Consider the following 9,641-nt stretch of genomic DNA (forward strand, 5'->3'; position numbering starts at 1 on the left):
CTGGCCATGGTGAGCATCCGCAAGCCGCTGGTGGTGCACACGCGGGCCGGCCGAACCGGGTGCGACGCGATGACTCTTGCGAGGGCGAAATCTTTCTGACCGCGTGGACAATTTTTCCTTGTGCCGGCTCGCCAGATGGATAGAATCTGACCCCCGAGTCAATACCCTCGACCTTTCCCTGGTTCGGCCCCGCGTAACGGGGCTGACGGATTTTCACGCACAAAGAAAAGGGGCCGGCCTGACCGAGACCCCGAGGAATGGGCATGTCCAACCGTGATTTTTCCCGCCGCGCCTTCCTGCAGGGCAGCGTCATCGCCGGTATCGGCGTCACGCTCGCCCCGCTGGGCAGCCCGGCCTTCGCTGCCTTGTTCGAAGACCGTGTCACCGCCTCGCCGCAACCCTGGTTCACCCCCAACGGCCAGGCCCGCGCCCGCATCGACGGCGTATCCAAGGCCTGCGGGGCGAAAGTGTTCGCCCGCGACATCCGCGCCCAGGACATGCCCGGTTGGCCGCGCCAGCAGGGCCACGCGATGCTGATCAAGGCCACCCGCGCCGACCACCTCTACGCCGGGCTCGACCTGTCCATGCTCGACGCCGGCCTGCAGCCGGACCGCGTGGTGACCGCCGCCGACCTCGCCCGTGACGGTATCGCCTTCCCCGAAGGCCACAGCCCGGACCCGCTGCTGCCGGAAGGCCAGGTGCCGATGTTCATCGGCCACCCGGTGGCCCTGCTGATCTGGAATGACTTCGAGCGCTTCCGCCGGGCCAAGAACCTGCTGCGCTACAACGACAAGGTGGTGCGCTACGGCGCCCAGGCCCCGCTGTTCGAGCGCGACCCCTACGGCAGCTTCCGCTTCGTCCGCGTCGGCGGCGACACGCCCTACGAGGCGGACCGCTTCTCCAGCCTGAAGGACAGCATGCTGTTCCCCATCATCCGCCAGCGCAAACCGACCTGGAGCCAGCAGGCGGACATCAACGGCGACCTGACCCAGCAGGGCCTGTTCCACGCCCAGCAGATGGAACAGACCCTGGGCGCGCCGCCGGAAGGCTGGCTGGTCTTCGACGAACGCTACACCACCCAGTCCATCGAGCCGGCGGCCCTGGAGGCCGACAACGGCAACGGCTGGTACGACGCGGCTACCGGCACCCTGCACTTCGTGGTCGCCACCCAGTGCCCGTTCGAGGCCGCCGAGCAGACCGCCCACATGCTGGCGCCGTCGCGCTTCAAGGTGCGCAAGCTGAACATGCACCCCGGCTACACCGTCGGCTACGGCACCAAGGACAACAACATCTTCGTGTTCTACGCCGCGCTGGCCGCGATCTACGGTGAAGGCGTACCGGTACGCCTGGCCAACGACCGCTACGAGCAGTTCCAGAGCGGGATCAAGCGCCACCCCTTCGACATGCACTACCAACTGGCGGTGAAGAAGGACGACCTGTCGTTCCAGATCTTCCGCGCCCACATGGACGTCGACGGCGGCGGCCGCATCAACTACAGCCCCTCGGTGGCCGCGGTCGGCGCCACGGCGGCGCAGTCCATCTACTACATGCCGCAGAGCGACCTGGCCGCCACCGCCTACCACTCCCGTGGCGTGGAGGCCGGCTCGGTGCGTGGCTACGGCACCCTGCAGACCATGGCCGCCACCGAGATGATGGTGGACGAGGTGGCCGAGCGCCTGGGCGTGGACGCCATCGAGCTGCGCCGTCGCAACGTCTTCAAGTCCGGCATGAAGAACACCCAGGGTGCGATTCCCGCCGGGGCCATGCGCCTCGACGAGATCCTCGACAAGGCCGCCCAGCACGAGCTGTGGAAGCAGCGTGACGCGCGCAAGCGCGAGGAAGAAGCCAAGGACCCGGACAACCTCTACGGCATCGGCTTCGCCATCTGCCAGAAGGACTTCGGCACCGGGGCGGAAGCGCCCATGGCCAGCCTGGAGTTCAATGCCGAAGGGCGGGTGTTCCTGCGCCAGATCGCCATCGACATGGGCACCGGCACCGCCACCTCCCAGGCCCTGCTGGTGGCCGACTACCTCGGCCACCCGGCTGACGAGATCCGCACCGGCGTCACCGAGTGGCCGGAGCTGGGCCTCACCACCAGCGGCAACCCCTACCTGATCAGCCAGGCCGAACAGGACGCCGCCCTGAAAAACCCGCGCTGGGTCGGCAAGCTGGCCTCGCCGTCCTCGGCCACCAACTCCGCCTACTACTCCGGCCATGCCACCCGCGAAGCCGCGCGCGTGCTGTTCAACCACGGCCTGTGGCCGGCTGCCCTGGCCATCTGGGGCCGTGGCGAGTACGGCGGCCTGGCCAACCCCTACGTGGTGCGCCGCGAGGACGCTCACTGGGTAGAAGGCAAGCTGACTGCCAACGGCCTGCCGCCGATCCCCTTCGAGCTGCTGGCGCACAAGGCCCACGAACTGGGCCTGGTCACCGGCGTCAGCGTCCACGGCTTCAACCGCTGGGCCTGGGCCGAGGCGGAGTTCGAGATCAACGGCAACCGCGACACCCTGCCCCTGGACGCCGTGGCGGTGAAGTACGGCGACGGCGCCCCGGCGGCCACCCGCGCACGCATGAACCGCGACGGCTACCACCTGCTGGACCGCACCCGCGTGGAATACCCGCCGACCCAGCTGAACAACGCCATGGTCACCTACTACAGCCCTGTGGCCACCCTGGTGGAGGTCAAGGTGAACAAGGGCAGCGGCGAGGTCCGCGTGCTCAGCCACCACTCCTGGCTGGAGTGTGGCCGGGTGATCGTGCCCGAGCTGGTCCGTGGCCAGCTCGAAGGCGGCATCGCCATGGGCATCGGCCACGCCCTGCTGGAGGAGATGCCCCGCTACGAGGGCGGCCCCGGCGAGGGCACCTGGAACTTCAACCGCTACGTGTTGCCGCGCGCCAAGGATTGCGCCGTGTGGAGCCAGAGCGCCGAGATCCTCCCGCCACTGTCGCCGAGCGACCCGGCCAAGGGCATCGCCGAGGTGGTGATGATCCCGGTGGTCGGCGCCATCGTGAACGCCGTCGCCCATGCCACCGGCAAGCGCCTGCGTGACCTTCCCCTGAACCCCGCCCGCATCAAGGAGGCCCTCCATGGCTGATCGCGCGCTGAGCATGACCGTCAACGGCCAGGCCGTCGGTCCCCATGACGTGGCGGACGACCTGCCGATGATCGACTACCTCCACGAACACCTGAACCTCACCGGCTCGCGGCTGGGCTGTGGTCAGGGCATCTGCCACGCCTGCGTGGTGATCCTCGACAACCCGGACGGCACCAGCGAGGAAGTGCGCACCTGCATCACCGGCGCCCACTACTTCGCCGGCAAGCGCGTGCGCACCATCGAGGGCCACGCCCGCCGCGACGCCCAGGGCGCCGTGAGCGAGCTGAACCCGGTGCAGCAGAAGTTCGTCGACCGCTTCGCCTTCCAGTGCAGCTACTGCACCCCCGGCTACGTCAACGCCGCCACCGTGCTGGTGGAGAAGGCCCAGCGCCAGCCCATCCCCCGCAGCCAGGTGGAAGACGCCATCGAAGAGGCCCTGGGCAGCCACATCTGCCGCTGCACCGGCTACGTGCGCTACTACGAAGCCGCCGCAGAAGTGCTGGAAGACCTCGGACTGGTGAAGGAAGGCTGAGCATGAAAGCACTGATGATCGCGGCGGGCCTGACCCTGCCGCTGCTGGCCAGCGCCGCCGACGCCCCCCGGGACGCGGCGCAGATCGAGCACGGGCGCTACGTCGCCCGGGCCGCCGACTGCGTGGCCTGCCACAGCATCGAGGGCGGCGCGCCCTACGCCGGCGGGCTGCCGCTGGCCTCGCCGTTCGGCACCATCTACGGCACCAACATCACCCCGGACAAGGAACACGGCATCGGCCGCTACAGCGCCGACGACTTCTTCCGCGCCCTGACCGAGGGCGAGAAGCCCGACGGCACCAAGCTCTACCCGGCGATGCCCTACACCTCCTACCACCTCATCAGCCGCGAGGACTCCGACGCCCTCTACGCCTACCTGATGAGCCTGGAGCCGATCGCCCGGCCGAGCCCGAAGACCGAGCTGGCCTTCCCCTTCAACCTGCGTTTCGGCCTGTCCTTCTGGAACATGCTCTACAAGAACCGCGTGCAGTTGGAGCCGGCGGACGGCAAGAGCGAGCAGTGGAAGCGCGGTCAGTACCTGGTGGACGTGCTCGGCCACTGCGGCGAGTGCCACACCCCGCGCAACGCCCTGGGCGCCCTGCAGCAGGAACAGCGCCTGGAGGGCGGGGTGATCCTCGGCTACCTGGCGCCGAGCCTGAAGGCCGATGACATGGCTGCGCGTGGCTGGAGCACCGAGGACCTGGCCACCTTCCTGCGCCACGGCGTCAGCGCCCAGGGCACGGTGTTCAACGAGATGTACCCGGTGTTGCACCACAGCCTGCAGTACCTGCCGGAGGTGGATCACAAGGCCATGGCGGTGTTCCTCATGGGCGACCAGCCACCGGCCCCGGCGGTGATCGCCACCCGCCCGCTGGCCGAGCTGAGCCCCAGCGCCCAGGCCGGCCGGCAGGACTACCTGAACGTCTGCGCCGGTTGCCACGGCGCCGAAGGGCAGGGCATCCCCCACGTGGCGGTGGCCATGGCCGGCAACACCACCCTGCGCCAGGCCGACTCGCGCAACCTGCTGCGGGTGATCGACGACGGCATCCGCGAGCAGCAGTTCACCGGCTTCGAGCGGATGCAGCCGATGCCCGGTTTCAGCGATAAACTCGACGACCCGCGCCTGCGCGACCTGCTCAACTACCTGCGCCAGACCTGGGGCGGGCTCGATGACGAGCTGACCCTGGAGCAGGTGAAAGCCCTGCGCGCGGACGTGCCCACCCACTGATAGGTCCCCGTCGATGCAACACCTCGATCTGCTGGTCGTGCGCAAGGCCCTGGAATGGTCGGTTTCCGGGCGCACGGTGTGGCTGTGCACCGTGCTCGCCACCTATGGCTCGGCGCCCCGCGCGCCGGGTTCGCTGCTGGCGGCCACCGCCGACGGCCACTGGATCGGCTCGCTGTCCGGCGGCTGCGTGGAGGATGACTTCCTCGAACGCCTGGCCGCCGGCGTCTTCCAGCGGCCGGTGCAGGTGGTGCGCTACGGCGACGGCAGCGACACCCATGCGTCCATCCGCCTGCCTTGCGGCGGCATCCTCGACGTGCTGGTGGAGCGTCTGCCGGCGGACTGCGAGGCCCAGGCGCACCTGCGCGAGCTGGAAGGCGCCCTGGCCGGCCAGCGTCGGCTGATCCGCGAGGTGGCCTTGAGCGACGGTGCGCGCCGCCTGCTGCCGGACCGCGACCAGGGCCCCCGTGTGCTGCGCGAGGCCGAGCGGGTGCAATTGCGGGTCGGCGCGGCCCAGCGCCTGCTGCTGGCGGGTTACTCCAGCGTGGCCCAGGTGTGCGCCGAGTTCGGCCTGAGCCTGGGCTTCGAGGTGGTGCTCTGCGACCCCCGCGAGGAGGCGCTGCAGGGCGTCGAACTGCCGGGTGTGGAGATCCGCCGCGAGCTGCCCTCGGAATACATCCGCCTGGGCGGCTGCCACGCCGACACGGCGGTGGTGGCGCTGACCCACGACCCGAAGATCGACGACCTGGCGATGATCGAGGCGGTGCGCACCGAGGCCTTCTACATCGGCGTGATGGGCTCCATGGCCACCAGCGCCAAGCGCCTGGAGCGCCTGCGCCGGGTGGGCGGGCTGTCGGAGGCGGAGATCGCCCGGATCATCGCCCCCATCGGCCTCAACCTCGGCAGCAAGACCCCGGCGGAAATCGCCCTGGCGGTGATGGCGGACATCGTCCGCGTGCGCAGCGGGGTTGCCCGCGAGCGGGTGTGAGGGCCTGGCTCCCGTAGCCCGGGCTTCAGCCCGGGGCTGTGCAACTCGGCAGCGGCCCGGGCAGCCTGGCGGCTGCCATCGCGAATGAATTCGCTCCCACGCTCGTACCCTGCCGTCCTTGCCGGGGTGACCGGCCTTGTTCCCGGGCTGAAGCCCGGGCTACGTTTCGCGCCTGCACATTCAAATTTGCCCCCTTCGTTCGAACCCCTGGAGTGCTTATGCCCAAGGTCGTCGCCCTGATCCTCGCTGCCGGTTTCGGCACCCGCTTCGGCAGCGACAAGCGCCAGGCTGTGCTGGGCGACGACCGCACCCTGCTGGCCGCCAGCCTGGCGCGGGCAGAGGCAGTGTTCGACGAGGTGCACCTGGTGCTGCGGCCCGAGGACGAACCGGCCCGCCTGGGCGTGCCCGACGGGGCGCGGATCATCCGTTGCCAGGACGCGAACCAGGGCATGGGCCACAGCCTGGCGGCCGGCGCTCGCGCCCTGGCCGGTCACCCCGCCGAAGCGCTGGCAGTGCTGCTGGGGGACATGCCCTGGATCACCGAGGCCAGCCTGCGGGCACTGCAGGCCCAGGCCGCACCGGGACGCATCGTGTTTCCCCGCTACCAGGGCGAACGGGGCCACCCGGTGCTGTTCGGGCGGGACTTCTGGGCGGAGCTGCAGGGCCTTCACGGCGACCAGGGTGCCCGCCCGGTGTTGCAGGCCCACCCGGATGCCTGCGTGGCGCTGGCGCTGGACGACCCCGGCGTGCTGCGCGACGTGGACCACCCCGACGCCCTCTGCTCCGACTAGTCATGCAGCCGCTCAAGGACGGCGCCGCACCGTGGGTGCTGCGGCGTTCGGTCGCGCGGCAGCCTGTCGCGCGGCAACGAACCACAGCAACCCCTGCGCTAGGCTTGGTTAATCTTCAAGCGCATTGATCCGCATCAATAAGTCGTGGGCGGAAATGGTATTGGGCCGACCGGTCCGCTTCCCGCCCGCCTGCGATTCCATAAGAACAATTACGACCTGGCGCGGTTCCAAGTGCGATGGAACCCGCTGGCCCGTGCCTGTTTCAACCTGATTAGAGGAATCGTCATGTTCGGTTTGGAGGCTCTCGATCTCGCCCGAATGCAGTTCGCCTTCACCGTGTCCTTCCACATCATCTTCCCGGCCATCACCATTGGCCTGGCGAGTTACCTCGCCGTGCTGGAAGGCCTGTGGCTGAAGACACGGCAGGAGGTCTACCGCGACCTGTATCACTTCTGGTCGAAGATATTCGCCGTCAACTTCGGCATGGGCGTGGTGTCCGGCCTGGTGATGGCCTATCAGTTCGGCACCAACTGGAGCGCGTTCTCCGACTTCGCCGGTTCGGTGACCGGGCCGCTGCTGGCCTACGAGGTGCTGACCGCGTTCTTCCTGGAGGCCGGCTTCCTCGGTGTGATGCTGTTCGGCTGGAACCGCGTCGGCCCGGGCCTGCACTTCTTCTCCACGGTGATGGTGGCCATTGGCACGCTGATCTCCACCTTCTGGATCCTCGCCTCAAACAGTTGGATGCAGACGCCCCAGGGCTTCGAGATCGTCGACGGCCGGGTGATCCCCACCGACTGGTTCGCCGTGGTGTTCAACCCGTCCTTCCCTTACCGCCTGATGCACATGGCCACCGCCGCCTTCCTCGCCACGGCGTTCTTCGTCGGCGCCTCGGCGGCCTGGCACCTGCTGCGTGGCCGGGACAACCCGGCAATCCGCAAGATGCTCTCGATGGCCATGTGGATGGCGCTGATCGTCGCGCCTGTGCAGGCCTTCATCGGCGACCTGCACGGCCTCAACACCCTCAAGCACCAGCCGGCGAAGATCGCCGCGATGGAAGGGCACTGGGACAACAGCCACGGTGAGGCGACCCCGCTGATCCTCTTCGGCTGGCCGGACATGGAACGCGAGGAAACCCGCTTCAAGGTGGAGATCCCCTACCTCGGCAGCCTGATCCTCACCCACAGCCTGGACAAGCAGGTGCCGGCGCTGAAGGAGTTCCCCAAGGAAGACCGACCGAACTCCACTGTGGTGTTCTGGTCTTTCCGCATCATGGTGGCCCTGGGCCTGGCGATGATCCTCGCCGGTGTCTGGAGCCTGTGGCTGCGCTGGCGCGGCGGGCTGTTCAGCTCCCGCCCGTTCCTCTACTTCTGCCTGTGGATGGGCCCCTCCGGGCTGATCGCCATCCTCGCCGGCTGGTTCACCACCGAGATGGGTCGCCAGCCCTGGGTGGTCTACGGACTGATGCGCACCAGCGAGGCGGTGTCCCAGCACAGCGTGGCGCAGTTGAGCCTGACCCTGGTGATGTTCGTGGTGGTCTACTTCGCCGTCTTCGGCGCCGGCTTCGCCTACCTGATGCGCCTGGTGCGCAAGGGGCCGGTCACCGACGAGGGCAAGGAGCAGGGCACTGGCGGCCCCGGTCAGCAACGCACCCCGGCGCGGCCCCTCTCGGCGGCCGACGAATCGGCGGACGATGACACCAGCGGCGATGCGCTGGGTACGAGGAATTGAACATGGGTATCGACCTTTCTCTGATCTGGGCCGTGATCATCATCTTCGGCGTGATGATGTACGTGGTGATGGACGGCTTCGACCTCGGCATCGGCATCCTCTTCCCCTTCGTCAAGGACGACACCGAGCGCGACGTGATGATGAACACCGTGGCGCCGGTGTGGGACGGCAACGAGACCTGGCTGGTGCTGGGCGGGGCGGGGCTGTTCGCGGCCTTCCCGCTGGCCTACTCGGTGGTGCTCTCGGCGCTGTACTTGCCGCTGATGTTCATGCTCATCGGGCTGGTGTTCCGCGGCGTGGCCTTCGAGTTCCGCTTCAAGGCCAAGCCCGCCAAGCGCCACCTGTGGGACAAGGCCTTCATCGGCGGCTCCATTGCCGCCACCTTCTTCCAGGGCGTGGCCCTGGGCGCCTACATCGAGGGCCTGCCGGTGGTGAACCGCGCCTATGCCGGCGGCTCCCTGGACTGGCTGGCGCCCTTCCCGCTGTTCTGCGGCCTGGGGCTGATCGCCGCCTATGCGCTGCTCGGCTGCACCTGGCTGATCATGAAGACCGAAGGGCGCCTGCAGCAGCAGATGCATGACCTGGCGCGGCCGCTGGTGCTGGTGCTGCTGGGCATCACCGGCATCGTCAGCGTATGGACGCCGCTGGCCCACGAGGCCATCGCTCAGCGCTGGTTCAGCCTGCCCAACCTGTTCTGGTTCCTGCCGGTGCCGATCCTGGTGCTGATCTGCACCTGGGCGCTGCTGCGGGCGGTGGCGAACAACGCCAACCACCTGCCGTTCGTGCTCACGCTGGTGCTGATCTTCCTCGGCTACAGCGGCCTGGGCATCAGCCTGTGGCCGAACGTGATCCCGCCGGCGGTGAGCGTGTGGGATGCCGCGGCGCCGCCGCAGAGCCAGGGCTTCGCGCTGGTGGGGGCGCTGTTCATCATCCCGTTCATCCTCGTGTACACGGCGTGGAGCTACTACGTGTTCCGCGGCAAGGTCACCCCGGACCAGGGCTACCACTGATAGGCAGGAGAGCGACCATGAACCTCGACGACACCCCGAAGAAGCCCCTGTGGCAACGCCTGGGCTGGCTGGTGGGCATCTGGGCCCTCAGCGTCCTGGCCCTCGGCGTGGTGGCCTACCTGCTGCGCATGCTGATGACGGCCGCGGGGCTCAGCACCCACTGAGCAGCCTGGGCGCGGCGCCGAGCATTCCCGGACTGAAGTCCGGGCTACGGTCGGACGCTGCGTTGTGTGCGCTCATGTCTTTCGCCAGGCTGTGGAGTTTCGTCCGGCGT

The 9,641-nt window shown here is 68.5% G+C and carries 8 protein-coding genes; all 8 read left to right on the plus strand.

What is annotated here, in order from left to right; genetic code table 11:
- Positions 1–263 precede the first annotated feature (263 nt).
- The 8 genes from A7D27_RS02910 to A7D27_RS02945 all read left to right on the plus strand — a co-directional run bounded on the left by A7D27_RS02910 (position 264) and on the right by A7D27_RS02945 (position 9,531).
- Positions 264–3,095: a xanthine dehydrogenase family protein molybdopterin-binding subunit gene (locus tag A7D27_RS02910; protein WP_069564026.1), complete on the plus strand. Its 2,832-nt coding sequence runs from the start codon at positions 264–266 to the stop codon at positions 3,093–3,095.
- The gene (locus A7D27_RS02915; RefSeq protein ID WP_069559913.1) at positions 3,088–3,627 is read left to right on the plus strand and encodes a (2Fe-2S)-binding protein; all 540 of its coding nucleotides are present in this window, start codon (positions 3,088–3,090) and stop codon (positions 3,625–3,627) included. The genes A7D27_RS02910 and A7D27_RS02915 overlap by 8 nt, the downstream gene beginning before the upstream one ends.
- A gap of 2 nt (positions 3,628–3,629) precedes the next feature.
- Complete coding sequence (locus A7D27_RS02920; protein ID WP_069559912.1) at positions 3,630–4,853, plus strand: cytochrome c; 1,224 nt, start codon at positions 3,630–3,632, stop codon at positions 4,851–4,853.
- A 13-nt stretch (positions 4,854–4,866) separates the two neighbouring features.
- On the plus strand, positions 4,867–5,838 hold the full coding sequence (locus A7D27_RS02925) for an XdhC family protein (protein WP_069564027.1): 972 nt from the start codon (positions 4,867–4,869) through the stop codon (positions 5,836–5,838).
- A gap of 218 nt (positions 5,839–6,056) precedes the next feature.
- Complete coding sequence (locus A7D27_RS02930) at positions 6,057–6,629, plus strand: NTP transferase domain-containing protein (RefSeq protein WP_069564028.1); 573 nt, start codon at positions 6,057–6,059, stop codon at positions 6,627–6,629.
- A 285-nt stretch (positions 6,630–6,914) separates the two neighbouring features.
- A complete protein-coding gene (locus tag A7D27_RS02935) occupies positions 6,915–8,357 on the plus strand; it encodes a cytochrome ubiquinol oxidase subunit I (protein WP_069564029.1) in 1,443 nt (480 codons plus the stop codon).
- Between the two features lie 2 nt (positions 8,358–8,359).
- Entirely contained in the window at positions 8,360–9,367 is a 1,008-nt protein-coding gene (cydB, locus tag A7D27_RS02940) for a cytochrome d ubiquinol oxidase subunit II (protein WP_069564030.1), read from the plus strand.
- Between the two features lie 17 nt (positions 9,368–9,384).
- Positions 9,385–9,531 carry a DUF2474 domain-containing protein gene (locus tag A7D27_RS02945; protein WP_069564031.1) on the plus strand — a complete coding sequence of 49 codons (147 nt, stop codon included), beginning with the start codon at positions 9,385–9,387 and terminating at the stop codon, positions 9,529–9,531.
- Positions 9,532–9,641: the final 110 nt, after the last annotated feature.

Source organism: Pseudomonas sp. 1D4 (assembly GCF_001728925.1).
GTDB classification, from domain to species: domain Bacteria; phylum Pseudomonadota; class Gammaproteobacteria; order Pseudomonadales; family Pseudomonadaceae; genus Metapseudomonas; species Metapseudomonas otitidis.

Coding starts and splice junctions, on each gene's coding strand:
- A7D27_RS02910 (WP_069564026.1), top strand. CDS start 264: ATGTCCAACCGTGATTTTTCCCGCCGCGCCTTCCTGCAGGGCAGCGTC.
- A7D27_RS02915 (WP_069559913.1), top strand. CDS start 3,088: ATGGCTGATCGCGCGCTGAGCATGACCGTCAACGGCCAGGCCGTCGGT.
- A7D27_RS02920 (WP_069559912.1), top strand. CDS start 3,630: ATGAAAGCACTGATGATCGCGGCGGGCCTGACCCTGCCGCTGCTGGCC.
- A7D27_RS02925 (WP_069564027.1), top strand. CDS start 4,867: ATGCAACACCTCGATCTGCTGGTCGTGCGCAAGGCCCTGGAATGGTCG.
- A7D27_RS02930 (WP_069564028.1), top strand. CDS start 6,057: ATGCCCAAGGTCGTCGCCCTGATCCTCGCTGCCGGTTTCGGCACCCGC.
- A7D27_RS02935 (WP_069564029.1), top strand. CDS start 6,915: ATGTTCGGTTTGGAGGCTCTCGATCTCGCCCGAATGCAGTTCGCCTTC.
- cydB (WP_069564030.1), top strand. CDS start 8,360: ATGGGTATCGACCTTTCTCTGATCTGGGCCGTGATCATCATCTTCGGC.
- A7D27_RS02945 (WP_069564031.1), top strand. CDS start 9,385: ATGAACCTCGACGACACCCCGAAGAAGCCCCTGTGGCAACGCCTGGGC.